This is a genomic window from Rhodopirellula baltica SH 1, from assembly GCF_000196115.1.
In the GTDB taxonomy this organism is placed as follows: Bacteria; Planctomycetota; Planctomycetia; order Pirellulales; family Pirellulaceae; genus Rhodopirellula; species Rhodopirellula baltica.
This window is the reverse complement of the sequence record NC_005027.1, coordinates 1,974,614-1,989,156: the sequence shown is the minus strand read 5'-3', so window position 1 is coordinate 1,989,156 and position 14,543 is coordinate 1,974,614. Positions and strand designations below refer to the sequence as shown.

Below are 14,543 nucleotides of genomic sequence, written 5' to 3'. Positions count from 1 at the left end.
TTTCGAAGACCGCTGCAGCAGGCTTGCCTGGGTGACGATGGATTATGGCGTTTTGGAGTGCGGGGATGGCCCGAATCGTTTACGGCAGAGGTGGCATAAGCTTCCAGCTTGTGGTTGCGCTGAACAGGGGCTGGAAGCCTATGCCACTTTTCCTTCGCTGTCTCCTGATTGCTCTGGATGGGATCGTGGTGCAGGGCTCCTTGATTGAATCAGGCTAAGCAACGCGTGAACAACAAGTGGCGATGTTAGCGGTGTGGCGCAAGCCGCCCGGTGTGGAACCGGAGGGCTCGCGCCCTTCCGCTACGTCACTTGTTGTTCACGTGGTCCTAAGCACGTGAGCGGGATTCATTGGGCCTGATCACGTAGCGGTGTCTCTCCGAGACGCTGTCATTTGCGAGTCTCAGAGAGACTTGCCTATCGTGAGGTTCTACCCGATTATTCCTGCCGACCTGCTTAGCAGGCGGTTGATTAAGTCACCCGGAACGCGATAGCGTCCGGTTCGTTTCCGGTAACCGTGGGCGAGCGTCCGTCGACTGAGCTTTCGATCTGAGAAACGTACTGTATCAACAGTCTGCTAGTATTTCAGCGATTGTCGATGCCAGTGCGGTACCGAGTGCTTGATGTTGTTCTTGATCGAGATGGACTCCGTCGACGACACTTGTTGTGGTGACCGTGGCCGCATCGAAGAATTCGCAGGAGTGTTCTGTTGAGACCTTGCGAATCGCATCTGCGAGTCCCGTCGATTTCGTTTCCGCGTTTTGGAACTTCGCCGCCATATCAAGTTTCGGGTGGTGAACCGTCGGTGGTGCGACAAGCAGGATTTTCGGTGTCGGCATTCCTGGTTCGAAAGGGGAGCGACGAATGGCGTCGACAAGCAGTGCGAGTCCTTGTGCCGATTGCTCGGCATGGAATTCGTGGACGGACTGGAAATCGTTGGTCCCCAGAAAGAGCACGACCAGTGACAGAGGTGAATTGATTTCGATCCGTTGCTGCAAACCATCCAGGCCATTGCGTCCGGGTTTGATTGGATCTTCCAAGACGGTTCGTCGGCCATTGAGGCAGTCTTCGATGACGCGGGCATCGATTCCAGTTTGTCGCAGTTCAATCTCCATGACGCCCGGCCAACGCTGATGGAACGCGAAGCGACGACGCGTGCCGGGAATGATTCCCCAACTGAGAGAATCGCCATAGATGAGGATTGAATGCATTTGGGGCCTGTCAGTTGTTCCAAAGGGCTTCGTACTTGGAACGCAGGTTCGTTTCGGCTGGGGTTGCGATCGATTTGTAGGCGTCCCAGGCGGGTTTGGCCGCGCCGCGTGGTTGCTTCGGAGAACCCAGCCCGCGCAGGCCTAGATGCAGGCCTCCTTCGTTGCGATTGTCGACGGGGCGGTGATAGTCGAACGCGAGAATCGATTCGCACTTGCGAATCTGTTCGAACGTGTAGAGCACCGCAGCGGCTTGTTGCTCCAATGCTTCCGGATCGTTTTCGGACGCGTGGAAACCTTGTTCGCTGAGCAATACGGCACGCACGTTGCCCTTTGGATCACGCAGGCGTTTGGTGTGCAACCAATCGTCGAGCACCTGCCAGTTCTTCAGCGTGAACATGTTGGCGTCGAGCGAGAAATCTACGTTGTCGTTCCAAGTGTCCGATTCCCACAAGCTTTCGGGGTAGGGATGATGGGCCAATCCCCACGGGAAATTGCCTTCGACTTCACCGTGGCGGACGAGTGCCTGCATGATGTCTTTGGACCTGTACCACCGCCAATGTGGTGGATCTTCTAGGTTCCAGTGGTGCGTCAATGAAATGAAAGTCCGAGCGTGTGGATTGATGCGCCGAGTCGCGGCAACGACCAGACGCATCGAGCGAAAGTAGTGGTCAAGGTAGATGTGCATGGGGACTTCGCCCATGTTTGTCCATTGCCAACCGGCGTCAATTTCGTTGTGGACGATCCAGTGATCGATTCGAAGGTGGCCTTCGCTGTAGCGGTCCGCAAGAAAGTCGAGCGTGTCAGCGTACAGTTGAGCGGATGCTTCGTCAGTCAGGTTCGGCATCGTGTAGGTGCCAGCAGGATCTGCGTCGGGATGCTCCAAACTGGGAGCGTCCTCGGTCGACTTGGTTTGTGAATTGGGGATCAACAAGATCGCAGCCATCACCAAACCGGCGTTACGTCCTTTCTCAACGCGGTGGTCGAGGTTGCGCACGGCGGCTTGATTGACGTATCGTTCTTTCCCGCGAATTTTCGTTGGGTGATAGCCGGGTCGCGGCGTCGGCGAGACCAGATTGCTCAGAACCAGGTTGACTGAACCGTGGGCCAGCCCGAGTTCCTCGACGTGTTCGGGCGCCAACTCGGCCAGGCAAGTCATTCCTTTGGCAGCTCGCAGCTTGGGAGTCGGAGCAAGCTGTTTGGCCTCTGCTGGGTCGTAGCGATCGACGTGGCGGACGGCGGAATACGGAGTCGTGGATCGCGTTCCGTCCGAGTTAAGTTGGCTGGAAATCGAAACAATCTGCCAGCGAAGCCCGGTGTTTCGAAGCGCCGAGTGTTTGTCGGCTGGGATACGGACCATGAAGTTTCCGTCCGCATCAATTCTTACCGGGCGTAGGAGCGTGGTTGAATGCACCTTCGCAGGTAAGGCGGAAATGTCAGTCAGCCCCCGAGCGATCAGGCTGAGGTTGGCCGTCGATAGTTGTCCGACCGCTTTTCCCGACACGAGGATCGCGTCGGCGGTATGCTCCACTCGCGTGATTTCGATCGGGAACTGCGTTTGGTAGTAAGAGGCGATCTGTTCGTTCAGTCGTTCGAGTCGCTTGACCCGTTCTTCTCTTTCCTGATTTCGACGCAGCTCAAGATCGTTTTCTAAACGCAGGACGACATTCCGTATTTGAAACCGTTTGTCAGCTTGGTTTCCGAAATCGAGTCGCAACCAAAGTGGCTTGTCCTCCCGCAAGAACTCCTGGCCGAGGGAGAGGTCGCACGTGTAAGTGGTCCAACCTTCTGCGCGACTCAGATGTGGCAAATCGATTCGGCGTTTTTCACTCCAAGGTTGTCCGTAGAACAGTTGCATGTTCTGGATGCCGTGGGGACAGAACACTTCCATCGCCAAAATCCAACGTCGTTCATTGGCGGGCGTCGGCGGGATTTGAAAGACAATGAACGGATCATTGCCGTTGGTTCGGAACGCGATGGCGTCGTCTGCCTGTTCCATCTCCAGGTGTTTGAGCTGAACTTGCTCGTTGGAAAACGAAATCGTTCGCGGCTCGACGTCGGTTGGGGATTGGGAAGCCGCGAGCGAAGTGAATAGGGGACTCAAAGCCAAGCAAACCAAAATTGGCAGCACGTCACGAACCAAGGGCGTGAAACATTTGCTTTGGCGAGCAAACCAATCGGAGAACAAATTCATTCGAAGGAGGGGATTTCGTGGGGCAGGGAATCGGCGGCGAAGGAGGGAGAGACCGCCACCGGGGAGGTGTGTTTGTTCCGATTGTAACGGTTCGACGCGGCGGTCTACATCCGAGTGGTGGTCATGTCGACTTTGATCATCGGAGCGAAACGAAGCATCAAACCTTGTGGAACGGTCATCCGGGACACAAGGCTTGCATCGAAAGAAGCGACTTCCAATCAAAGGTGGATGGATGACAAAGCAAGCGATCGGAAAAACAGGCGGGAAAAATGAAATGGCATTCCGCGATTTCACTCTGCAAATTGTCGTGATCATGGGGGCGTTGTGCGGCGCTCAGGCGACGGTAGCCAGCGCGCAGGAAGACATGGTCTTGGGAAGCGGGATCACGAGCCAGCCGACCACCGCCACTGAGTTGGGAGTCCCCTTTTCAGAGAGATCCTTGGATGCAAACGCCGCGGGTGATGCGTCGGATGAAGTCGCATTGGAACTGGCTCGGTTGCAGGCTCAGATCGATGAGCTGAAACAAGCGTCCAAAATCTCCCAAGAGCCGATCTACGTTTATCCAGAGGAGTCTCCTGCAATGGCTTGCAGTCCTCCTGAGGTGAGCAAGTTTCCCACCGTGCGGCTGACCGGCTTCTTCCAAGCCGACACAGCCTGGTTCCATCAAAGCGAACGAAACATCGCGGCAGTGGGCGGCGCGGAAGATGGTTCAGACTTTCGACGAGCTCGATTGGCCGCGGTTGGCAACGTTTGGGACAACGTTGCTTATTCGCTCGAGATGGACTTTGGCTTCCCTGGCCGTCCCAGTTTCATGGACGTTTGGGTCGACATGGAAGATGTGATCGGCGATGTCAATCTGCGGGTTGGCCAATTTCGTCAACCGATCGGAATGGAAGGATTGACCAGTGTGAAAGAACTGACGTTCTTGGAACGTTCGTTGCCATTTGCCTTGATCCCATTCCGTCAGGTGGGGGCGGTTGCCTATGGAACCGCGTCGGATGACTTGATGACTTGGGCGGTCAGCGGATTCCGTTTCCCAACCGATGTGTATGGGGGCAGTGTCGGCGAGAACGGTGGTTACGGAACCGCCGCCCGTGTGACTGGGTTGCTGGTCGATCGCGAACCTGGCAACGTTCGTTTTCACGTCGGTGGAGCTTACAGCTTCATCGATCCTTCAAACGATTTGTTACAATATCGAAGCCAGCCCGAAGTGTTTGTCAGCGAAACCGGTGGCGGAGTCCCTGCCGCCGTGGCCGTGAACACACCCTTCTTCGTTGATACCGGAATCATCGACGCGGAGCACACCAATTTGTTTGGTGCGGAACTCGCAGCGTCGGCGGGATCCTTCTACGCCCAATCGGAATATCTGGTCAGCGTGGTGGATCAGATCGGCGGTCCAACCGTCGCACTGCCTGGAGCCTATGCCTACGCTGGCTATTTTCTGACTGGCGAACAACGTTCGTATGACAAGAAGAACGGAGTCTTCGGCGACGTGGTGCCGAACTGCAGCGTCGACAAAGATGGCGGCATCGGGGCGTGGGAATTGGCCGTTCGCTATTCCTATCTCGACTTCAACGATGCAAACGTGCAAGGCGGTCGTTTGAGCGACATCACGGCAGGAGTCAATTGGCACTGGAACCCACACACCAAGTTCCAACTGAACTACATCCACGCGATGTTGGACAGCCCGGTCAATGGCGACAGTGACGCCAGCATCTTTGCCATGCGAGCTCACCTCGATTTTTAGGGTGAGATTGGATGACGACTCAAACTCTTGCGGGGCGATCGAGAGAGTCGATCGCAAAGTCGGATCGGTTCAATCGACCGTCGAGTTCGTCTGCGTTGATTCACGCGTGATCACGGGAGACGTCATTGGTTCGCCTTTTCGTGGCATGCCACCATCAACGTCGACTTGAACGCTGAGGTGGCAACGCCAATTCTCGTCGTCCGGTTCGGGGTAATCGCTGCGAAGATGCACGCCGCGAGATTCGGTCCGTGCCAGTGCCGATGAGGCCATGCAGTGGGCGGTCAGCAATAGATTCTGAAGTTCCCAACCTTCGACGCTGTTGAATTGGTGTCGCATCACGTAAGCGGCCAACGATCGAATTTGCCCGTCGGCTTGGCGTAGCCCCTCGGCATCTCTTTGAACGCCTACCAATCGACCCATCAGACTTTTCAACGACACACGGACGTCGGCGACATCGAACGATTCGTTGAGCGTGTGGTCTGCGTGTTGGATGCGGCGCGCAACCATTTTATGTGGGCCTTCCGCGGCGGAACGGCTGGCCGCTTCTCCGGCGTGGGCACCATAGACCAAACCTTCGAGCAAGCTGTTACTGGCCAATCGATTGGCGCCGTGCAGTCCAGAGCTGGTCGCTTCGCCCGCCGCCCACAATCCAGGGAGACTGGTTCGTCCCAACATATCGACCCGAACGCCGCCGATCATGTAGTGAGCTCCCGGACGAACCGGGATGCGATCGGTGGCGATATCCAACCCGAACTTGCCGCAAGTCTCTGCGATGCCAGGGAAGCGAGCTCGCACGTGTTCAGCGTTGAGGTGGGATAAGTCCAAGTACACACACGGATGTGCGGTCTCGTTCATTTGATTGACGATCGATTGACTGACGATATCTCGGGGCGCGAGTTCACCGCGAGAATCGTAGTCGGGCATGAAGCGATGACCGGTCGCATCACGAAGGTAAGCTCCGTCGCCACGGACGGCTTCGGTGATCAATGAACGGGACGATCCGGCGATATACAAAACGGTGGGATGGAACTGAATGAACTCCATGTCTCTCAGTTCAACGCCGGCTCGATAAGCCAGCGAGGTTCCGTCACCGGTTGCGACTGGCGGATTGGTCGATTCGCGATAAACCTGGCCCACGCCACCGGTGCAAAGAATCGTTTCTTTGGCCCACACCATTGTCGGGCGTCCATCGCTGGTGACGACAATCGCACCGTGGCAACGCCCTTCTTGGCTGAGCAAATCGACTGTGAATGCGTTTTCCCAGATGTCGATGTTGGCGGCTTCGCGTGAACGTGCGATCACGGCTCGCATCACTTCGCGTCCAGTCGCATCGCCCATGGCATGAACAATGCGTTCGTGGCTGTGCCCGCCTTCTCGTCCGAGAGCGAGTTCACCTTCGCTTTTGTCAAACTGGGTGCCCCAGTGGATCAGTTCTTCGATCCGACGCGGGCCTTCGTGAATGACCCTCGCGACGACGGCCGGATCACAAAGGTTGCCACCCGCAATCAATGTGTCTCGGATATGATCGTCAAAACAATCTTGGGGATCCAAGACGCCGGCGATGCCGCCTTGTGCGTAGTTGCTGTTGGACTCACGAAGCTCGTCTTTGGTCACAACCAAAACAGACAGGTTCGGTTCCACCGCGTTGGCCGCTCGCAAACCCGCCAAACCACCGCCAATGACCAGGACGTCTGTGAAACGATGAAGGGCTCTTCGCGAATCAAACGGCAAAAGATACCGGGGTGTGATCATCGTCCATCCAACGGGGTAACAAATTCGAGTGCGAGTGTTCTCGACAATTTCACAGTGTAACCAGTACGCTTCACGCTGACCGGCCCCCTGCCAAGCCGTCGTTTTTGGCTTTCATATTGAATTCATGGCCAGCTATTTGTCCTCCAACGCTTCCGTCCCGCTCAACGATCCAATCCCGCCGTCTTCTGATGCGGCGATGTTGGAAGAGCCAGCCATGGACCCAGCGCTGAAATCGATTCAGCCCGGTGGTGGAGTGGTGATGACAATTGAGTTGGCGTGGGGGAGGTTTCGGCGAGCTTGGTTGAACGCGGTTCGACCCAAGTACGTGGCGAAAATGCGGGATCGTCGCCAAGGCCATCGTGGCGAGTTGCCGTTCGAGCCGGTCGATTCGCGAGACATGAAATACTATCGCAATCAAGACAGTTATTGGTGGGCTGACGCCGACGACCCGTTCCTGTGGCGAGAATCACTTCCGTTTGTGCGGGTTGGGTTGGCCGAACTGATCATCATGACACTGGTCTCGCTCGTCCTGGCGGTCATCGCCGGGTGGTTCTGGTGGCCCCTGGCCGTTCCGTTCGTTTTGGTTGCCGCATTGGTGGCTTGGTTCTTCCGCAATCCGCGTCGCAAAGTGCCGGAAACGATCGGCACCGTTGTCTCACCCGCGGATGGAAAGTTGGTCGAGATCGTTGAAGTCGATGATCCGATCATCGGGGCCGCTGTCCGGTTTGGAATCTTTTTGTCGGTTTTCAATGTGCACGCCAACCGGATTGCGATGCCCGGCCGAGTCGTCCGGGTTCGTTATCGTCCGGGCAAATTTCTTAATGCGCTGCGTTCCGAATCGACCAAAGAAAACGAAAACATTGACGTCGAATTGGAATGTCCGGAAATCGGAGGCCGAATCGTCCGGATTCGGCAGATCACCGGCCAATTCGCGAGAAGAATTGTTTGCTGGGCTCGCGTGGGCGACGTTTTACAGCGCGGAGAAATGTTCGGAATGATTAAACTGGGATCGCGAACCGAGTTGGTGATTCCTCGCGACGAAGCCCTCGAGATCGTGGCACAAGTCGGTGAAAAGGTGTGTGCCGGCTCGACGGTGTTCGCCCGCTATCAACAAGGTTGATCGAAATGAGCGAACTGAAACCAAGATTGCCAATCCAGGACGACGACAGCGTCGATGACGAATCGGACCTCATCCAAGAGGACGGAGTCGCTGAACGCTCGAAATTTGGTCGCCGACGCCGCCGTGGTAAGAAGCGACGTTTGACGCTGGCCGTGTTGCCAACTTTGTTGACCCTCGGAAATGGCGTCTGCGGTCTGGCTGCGATCGCGATCGCTGTCAGCACAGAGTCGCTGGATTGGACGCCCGAGTCGAAGTTGTTTGCCGCTGGTTTGTTGATCTTTGGCGGCATGTTGTTTGATGCCCTGGATGGATCAGCGGCTCGGTTGACCGGTCAAGCGAGCCGGTTCGGCGCGGAGCTGGATTCGTTGTGCGATGCGGTCACGTTCGGGGTTGCACCCGCGGTGATCGTTTGGCGGATCAGCGATGTGTTGTTGCAGCGTTTGACTTGGGGCATCGGCGTTTTGTTCGCGCTTTGCGTTCTGATCCGCTTGGCTCGTTTCAATGTTGAAACGCCAGAGGATGACGACCACGAAGGCTTTGAAGGTTTGCCATCGCCGGCCGCCGCAGGAACGATCGCAGCGTTTGCGATTGCGATTCCGGACCTGGCCGACTTCTCGGTCGGCGAAGCCTATCCCGAATGGATTCATTCGATGGCCGGCCTCGCTCTCGATGCGTCGCACTATGTGATTCCGACCCTGGCTTTGGTGCTGGCGTTTTTGATGGTGTCGCGATACGAGTACCCTCACGTGTTCGCACAATTGGTGCGTGGACGGCGAGCACCGCACCAGATCGGACAAGCTTTGTTTGCGGTGGTGGGTTTGTTCCTGCTGCACTGGGTCGCTCTTCCAGTTGTGTTTTGCTACTTCGCATTCATGTCGCCAATCCGATCGTTGCTGCAACGCAACTCGAAACCCGCAACGTCGACTTCGTCGGTAGAAGGCGGATGATCGTTCGCTGGTTGATCGGTCTGTCGTTGGGCACCCTGATCATCGCAGCGACATCGCCATGGTTTGTGCGCAGCTATGTGCCACGCACGTTCGATGACGTTCGGCAACGTGTGGTGCTCTCGCCAGGCCAAACCTATCGATGGCGAGCGGAAGGTTATGCGACCACTTCGGTTGGGCCTCACGGGATGATGGGCAGGATCAACCTGCCACAGACCGGTGATTCACGAATCAAGATGCTCGCACTTTGGGGTGATTCGCAAGCGGAAGGCGTGAGTGTCGCTGACGCCGACAAATTGTGGCGTCAGCTCGAAAATTCGCTTGGTGACTTGGCCTCGAATGGTGAACAACGCGGCGTGAAAGTGCACGTTCTTCCGATGGCCAGCAGCGGTGATGATGCTGGCTCTTGGAGACACCAGATGCCGTTGGTTGAACAAGAGCTGGACGTCAGTGGGCACGTCTTCTTGATTTGTGAAATGGTTGACTTTATGGGGACGGTTGAAAAACCAAGCCATCAGACCTCGGCCGATCTAACGAACCTCGCCGCCACAAACAGGGTGGCGAACTGGGTACCGGATTTTGCAATTCACGCCGGACGCAACTTGTTGCTTGACCCGCAAACGATGGAGCGTCGTCGACTGAGGTTTGGTGTTGGACCAGTTCCCAAGTATCTATCTCCGACCCAGCTAGCAGTTCAAGAAAAATCGGATCGAGTCGCAGCGGAACGCCGGATCGTCGACAACCTGAACGCGATCAGCGCGGCGGCAACGAAGCCCATTTGGGTCGTCTATGCGCCTCGTTGCCCATTGATCATGGACGGGCAGCTTCGTGTGGAGGATCCGGACACTTATCTATGGAACGTTGTCCAGCGAAATGCGGATGGGACGTCGACGAAAGTCATCGATTGTCGTGGCGCATTTCGTAATTCGGTTGCGCGCGGCGTTTATCCACATGGTTTTCACAATGGACGTTTTGGAAATGGGCACCTCAACGCGGTCGGCTACCAATTGATTGCCACTGAGGTTGCGAAGCACTGGCATGAAGCTCTCGGAGTGGCCGAGTGAACTTCACGCAATTGGAATTTCTGTACTTCTTGTTATGCGTCGTGTCGATCGCGTGGATGCTTCGAGGACGCGTGGGACGCAACGCGTTTTTATTGCTGGCCAGCTACTACTTCTACGCGTACTGGGACTTTCGCTTCTGCGGATTGTTGTTGCTGTCGACGGCGGTGGACTTTGTCGTCGCAAAGAAGATTGCGGCGAGTGACAATCAAACGACTCGCAAGCGTTGGCTGTTGTGCAGCCTGACCGTGAACCTCGGCATGCTGGGCATTTTCAAGTACTTCAACTTCTTCTTGGAAACCGCCGAACCGTTGGTGCGAGCGATTGGGTTGAATTCCTCAACGCTGCCCATCGTTTTGCCGGTTGGGATTTCGTTCTTCACGTTTCAGACGCTCAGCTACACGATCGATGTGTATCGTCGAAAAATGAAGCCAACGAGCAGCCTGCTTGATTTCTCGCTGTACGTTTCGTTCTTCCCGCAATTAGTGGCTGGGCCGATCGTTCGTGCGTCGCATTTGTTGCCGCAATTGGCGGTGACTCCGAATTGGAACTCCAAGCGGATGTACAACGGAGCCCAGCAGTTGCTTCGAGGTGCGGTGAAGAAGGTCTTGATTGCCGATCACTTAGCAGACTTGGTCGATGGCGTTTTCGCAGGACCGGAGCTCTATCATCCAGCAACGGTTTGGCTTGCCGTTTTGGCCTATGCCGGACAAATCTACTATGACTTTTCCGGCTACAGCGACATGGCGATCGGGATCGCGAAGATGCTTGGGTATCGGTTTCCGGTCAATTTTCGGCATCCGTACCTATCCACTTCGATCAGCGAATTTTGGCGACGCTGGCACATCACATTGTCAACGTGGTTGCGTGACTACCTTTTCATTCCATTGGGTGGCTCCCGCGGCACGGCCTGGAGCACCAATCGGAATTTGATGATCACCATGACGCTCGGCGGACTTTGGCACGGTGCTGCGCTGACCTTTGTGAGTTGGGGCGTTTGGCACGGGATCGCGCTTGTCGTGGCCCGATGTAGTCGCGTGCGATTGCCTCGCGTTGGCGGATGGCTGGCAACGATGAGCGTTGTTCTGTTCGGTTGGGTTCTGTTCCGCGCGACATCGTTTGAGAACGCGATGGTCGTCTATCGCGGTATGTTCGGCGGCACGACTCCGCTTGGCCTTCCGGGGACCGAAACTTGGTCGGTGGCCGGGGCGATTCTGTGGTTGCCACCATTGCCGCTGTTGGCACTGGCGTGCATGGTTGTCGATCACCTGGTTTGGCGTACTCACGGGCGTCGGTGGATGCGTTTGCCGGCAGATCGGTGGTTCAGTCCCGTGGCGACCGCCATGATGATTTGGGCATTGGTGTTGTATGCCCCTCGTGGATTCCGCCCGTTTGTGTACTTTCAGTTTTGAGTTTGACTTGCCAATCGATCAGCGATTCATGCAATGCTGATTCGTGTTCGAAGGCCGCGACGTTCAACGTTTGAGCCAGTCGATTCCCGATAGGTTTGCGATGGCAAGTGCCAATGCGTGTGTTCCGTCACGTCCGTGACCCTGTGCCGCGACCGCTTGATAGAGCTGTTCTGCCAGAGCCAATCCCGGCATGGAAAGACTCATTGCTCGGCACTCGGCAAGTGCAATTCCCATGTCTTTGATGAAGTGTTCGACGTAGAAGCCGGGATCAAACTGATTGTCGATGATTCGCGGACCCAGGTTGTTCAGCGACCAGCTTCCCGCCGCACCGGATCCGACCGATTGCAGAACCGTTGGCAAATCCAATCCGGCTTTGTGTCCGTAGACCAACGCCTCACAAACGCCGATCATGTTGGTTGCGATTAAAATTTGATTGACCATTTTGGTGTGCTGGCCCGCACCGGGACCGCCCTGATGGACGATGGTCTTGCCCATCGATTCCAGGCAAGGTTGCACCTTTGTGAGTGCACGGCCGCTACCACCGACCATGATGGACAGCGTTCCACCCTTTGCGCCCGTGTCACCGCCGGAAACGGGAGCGTCGAGCGAGTCGACTTCTCGGCGAGCCGCTGCTTCGGCGATTTCAACGGCCAGCGACGGTTGGCTGGTCGTCATATCGACAATCACATCGCCTGGTTTGCAGCCCGCCAGGACTCCGGTTCCTGGGTCCAAGATGACTTCACGAACATCGTGTGGGTAACCAACGATCGTGAAGATCAGATCGCTACTTTCCGCCACCGCTCTAGGCGTCTTCACCCAAGTCGCGCCGCGAGTCAGTAGCGACTCAGCTTTCGCGAGTGTTCGAGTTGTCAGCGTGACTTCATAGCCGGCGTCAAGCAGATGGCCGCACATGCTGGCCCCCATCACTCCCGTCCCAACCCATCCGATTTTCGGGAGCGATTTGTCGTCGGCCATTTGCTTTCACTTTGCTGGAAGAGGAATTCGCAAGATGCGGTGATTGAAGCTGTCTGCAATGTAAAGTTGATCGCCGCGAACGCAAACACCGTGAGGACGACGAAGTGTGTATTCGCCCAGATTCAGTGTCTGGACGACGTCGGTTTCTGGATCGTAGACTCGGACCAGGTGGTTGACATCGTCGGCGATGTAGACGCGTCCATCAGGTGCCACGTCCATGTGCTTTGGTCCGTTGAAGCTAGCCTGTTTCGCATCACCGTCGGCCTTCCCCTTTTTGCCACTGCCAGCAAGCGTTGTGATGTCACCGTTTGATTTGACGCGTCGCAACCGATTGCCGTTGCGTTCCAACACGAGCAGACGGCGGTTGCCGTCCAAGTCCACCGCTCGCGGATCTTTGAGTTTGGATGTCCTTCCGGCGAGAGTAGTGACCAAACCCGATGAAAGATCGATTGACCGGACGACTTGATTGCCGATATCAGCAATCAACAGGCGATTGCCTTCCGCGTCCAACGTGACTGAGATGGGTTCGTGAAAGGTGGCGTCCCGGCGGTCGACGTTGTCGGTTGCGGGACCTTCCTTGCCTTGGCCAGCATACGTGTCAACCATCCATTCTCCATCGGTTGTCTGAATCAACCTGCGAACGGAATGGTTCGCATGGTCGGACAGATACAGAACATCCTCCGCGTCGATCACCAAGTTGTGCAGCTTGTTGAACCGCGCCGATCGGGCGGGGCCATCAACGTATCCAAGTGCGTTGGGTTCAGTTGCCGATTCGGGACCAGCGATCACGCTTGGGTCGCCAAAATCATTGGCCTCGCAACGCAACACGCGTCCGCCATCGAACTCGACGATCCACATGCGGTTCTGTGAGTCGAATTCGACAGCAAAAGGCGTCCGCAACGGTCCAGGATCGGGCGCATCCTCGGGAGCGGGTTCAGTTGGACCGATTAGGACCTCAACCGGTAGTGAAGGCATCTCATCAGCTGTCGAATTGTTAGCAAGGAAAACCAGCGTGTAGACGGTCACCGCCAATGAACAGCTACGAAACGTAAACGACGTCATGAGAAACTCGGTACAAGAAAGGATGCGTTTTGGAGAACGACAATGAAACAGGTGTGACGCGTCAATGGCACGGTCGTTAGTTTAGCGAATCGGCGTTGAATCGTTGACTTTCGTGACCCGTCGATTTCAGGAACGAACGCAGAGTGAATGAAATAGAATGAGTCTCTTCAACAGGCCCGTGAGGGGCTCATCTGTCGAACACCGAAGGTTTGTGATGCCTTGCCGTGGAACATCGCAAACGAGCGTGTTTGGTCGAGCTAACATCCAGGTTAGATTGTCGCCACAAATTGAATCCGAAGCTGCGATGCTACCGAAATGGACGACAGCGTCGTGGTTTCTTGATCGCAAAATCGCGAGGACGGCTGCAACGAGTTCCACAACCACCGAAAGCTGTAGTAGAACGTAGGGCAATCAGTACAGTTTTCACTTTCAATCATCAAAACAGGCGGACCCAGTGTCAGACACACCTCAAGAATCAGCGAATCAACCTTCTTCACCTCAGCCCAAGAGCAGTCGTGGTGGCCACAAGGGACTGTTCATCATACTTGCCGTGATTGCGGTCGTACTTGCGGCATTCTGCTATGAAACCTTCCTCGCCCCAGCGAACCTGCAAGCTGGCTTTGACAAAGTCGCCGAGGCACAGTTTAAAAGTCTGGCGGACAACAAGACTCTGTCAAATCTCGACGTGCGAGAGGTGTTGGGCAAAGAACCTGCCAATACCTATGAAGAGGGCGAAGAGTACGTCGAGGTGTTTCATTGGATGGGTGGCATGATTGTGAATTCCCATAAACTGTATGCGGTCTATCGAAAGCAGGGTGAGGATTGGACGTTCGTTCGCCACTCGCTGAAGCCCAAGGAGGAGACCGATGAGCAGACCATTGTCATCGACCCAGAGGCAATCGAGGGAGATTCAGAACCTCCAATGGAAACCGCGGACGATAGCGGACCGCCGACGGAACCGAACGGAGAAGATGATTCCTCCGAGGCCGAACAGTCCGTCAATGACGACAACAACCAGTAGCGAAGGTTGCTGGCGGGTGAGTTTGATGTTGGCTGACGGCGATTCGGCAA

The 14,543-nt window shown here is 55.9% G+C and carries 11 protein-coding genes; 6 read left to right on the top strand and 5 right to left on the bottom strand.

Going from position 1 to position 14,543, the window contains the following annotated elements:
• Nucleotides 1–563 precede the first annotated feature (563 nt).
• Nucleotides 564–1,208, bottom strand: a complete 645-nt coding sequence (locus tag RB_RS07575) for an SGNH/GDSL hydrolase family protein (RefSeq protein WP_011119576.1) — start codon at nucleotides 1,206–1,208, stop codon at nucleotides 564–566.
• Between the two features lie 10 nt (nucleotides 1,209–1,218).
• Nucleotides 1,219–3,399, bottom strand: coding sequence for a DUF5722 domain-containing protein (locus RB_RS07570; RefSeq protein WP_164921675.1), 2,181 nt, complete (start codon nucleotides 3,397–3,399; stop codon nucleotides 1,219–1,221).
• A 232-nt stretch (nucleotides 3,400–3,631) separates the two neighbouring features.
• Here RB_RS07570 and RB_RS07565 point away from each other — a divergent pair, with 232 nt between their 5' ends.
• The gene (locus tag RB_RS07565; protein WP_011119574.1) at nucleotides 3,632–5,146 is read left to right on the top strand and encodes an OprO/OprP family phosphate-selective porin; all 1,515 of its coding nucleotides are present in this window, start codon (nucleotides 3,632–3,634) and stop codon (nucleotides 5,144–5,146) included.
• A 69-nt stretch (nucleotides 5,147–5,215) separates the two neighbouring features.
• Here the strand turns inward: RB_RS07565 and nadB are convergent, their stop codons facing one another.
• Complete coding sequence (nadB, locus tag RB_RS07560) at nucleotides 5,216–6,898, bottom strand: L-aspartate oxidase (RefSeq protein ID WP_011119573.1); 1,683 nt, start codon at nucleotides 6,896–6,898, stop codon at nucleotides 5,216–5,218.
• A 124-nt stretch (nucleotides 6,899–7,022) separates the two neighbouring features.
• Between nadB and RB_RS07555 the strand changes: the two genes are divergently transcribed.
• Genes RB_RS07555 through RB_RS07540 form a run of 4 tightly spaced genes read left to right on the top strand, consistent with a single transcriptional unit; the run spans nucleotide 7,023 to nucleotide 11,435 of the window.
• Nucleotides 7,023–8,018, top strand: a complete 996-nt coding sequence (locus RB_RS07555; protein ID WP_164921674.1) for a phosphatidylserine decarboxylase family protein — start codon at nucleotides 7,023–7,025, stop codon at nucleotides 8,016–8,018.
• A complete protein-coding gene (gene pssA, locus RB_RS07550) occupies nucleotides 8,015–8,965 on the top strand; it encodes a CDP-diacylglycerol--serine O-phosphatidyltransferase (protein ID WP_007325853.1) in 951 nt (316 codons plus the stop codon). The genes RB_RS07555 and pssA overlap by 4 nt, the downstream gene beginning before the upstream one ends.
• On the top strand, nucleotides 8,962–10,026 hold the full coding sequence (locus RB_RS07545; protein WP_011119570.1) for a hypothetical protein: 1,065 nt from the start codon (nucleotides 8,962–8,964) through the stop codon (nucleotides 10,024–10,026). Before pssA ends, RB_RS07545 begins: the two co-directional genes overlap by 4 nt.
• Nucleotides 10,023–11,435 carry an MBOAT family O-acyltransferase gene (locus tag RB_RS07540; protein ID WP_011119569.1) on the top strand — a complete coding sequence of 471 codons (1,413 nt, stop codon included), beginning with the start codon at nucleotides 10,023–10,025 and terminating at the stop codon, nucleotides 11,433–11,435. The genes RB_RS07545 and RB_RS07540 overlap by 4 nt, the downstream gene beginning before the upstream one ends.
• A 63-nt stretch (nucleotides 11,436–11,498) precedes the next feature.
• Here RB_RS07540 and RB_RS07535 read toward each other — a convergent pair whose 3' ends face one another.
• Nucleotides 11,499–12,410 (bottom strand): NAD(P)-dependent oxidoreductase, encoded by a 912-nt coding sequence (locus RB_RS07535; protein WP_011119568.1) that lies wholly within the window; start codon nucleotides 12,408–12,410, stop codon nucleotides 11,499–11,501.
• 6 nt (nucleotides 12,411–12,416) lie between these two features.
• Nucleotides 12,417–13,472 carry an NHL repeat-containing protein gene (locus RB_RS07530; RefSeq protein ID WP_011119567.1) on the bottom strand — a complete coding sequence of 352 codons (1,056 nt, stop codon included), beginning with the start codon at nucleotides 13,470–13,472 and terminating at the stop codon, nucleotides 12,417–12,419.
• 454 nt (nucleotides 13,473–13,926) lie between these two features.
• Between RB_RS07530 and RB_RS07525 the strand changes: the two genes are divergently transcribed.
• On the top strand, nucleotides 13,927–14,493 hold the full coding sequence (locus RB_RS07525) for a hypothetical protein (RefSeq protein WP_011119564.1): 567 nt from the start codon (nucleotides 13,927–13,929) through the stop codon (nucleotides 14,491–14,493).
• Nucleotides 14,494–14,543 lie beyond the last annotated feature (50 nt).

What these genes read in the sequence shown, in the direction of transcription:
- RB_RS07575 (WP_011119576.1), bottom strand. Translation starts at nt 1,208, where the DNA reads ATGCATTCAATCCTCATCTATGGCGATTCTCTCAGTTGGGGAATCATT.
- RB_RS07570 (WP_164921675.1), bottom strand. Translation starts at nt 3,399, where the DNA reads ATGAATTTGTTCTCCGATTGGTTTGCTCGCCAAAGCAAATGTTTCACG.
- RB_RS07535 (WP_011119568.1), bottom strand. Translation starts at nt 12,410, where the DNA reads ATGGCCGACGACAAATCGCTCCCGAAAATCGGATGGGTTGGGACGGGA.
- nadB (WP_011119573.1), bottom strand. Translation starts at nt 6,898, where the DNA reads ATGATCACACCCCGGTATCTTTTGCCGTTTGATTCGCGAAGAGCCCTT.
- RB_RS07545 (WP_011119570.1), top strand. Translation starts at nt 8,962, where the DNA reads ATGATCGTTCGCTGGTTGATCGGTCTGTCGTTGGGCACCCTGATCATC.
- RB_RS07565 (WP_011119574.1), top strand. Translation starts at nt 3,632, where the DNA reads ATGACAAAGCAAGCGATCGGAAAAACAGGCGGGAAAAATGAAATGGCA.
- RB_RS07530 (WP_011119567.1), bottom strand. Translation starts at nt 13,472, where the DNA reads ATGACGTCGTTTACGTTTCGTAGCTGTTCATTGGCGGTGACCGTCTAC.
- RB_RS07555 (WP_164921674.1), top strand. Translation starts at nt 7,023, where the DNA reads ATGGCCAGCTATTTGTCCTCCAACGCTTCCGTCCCGCTCAACGATCCA.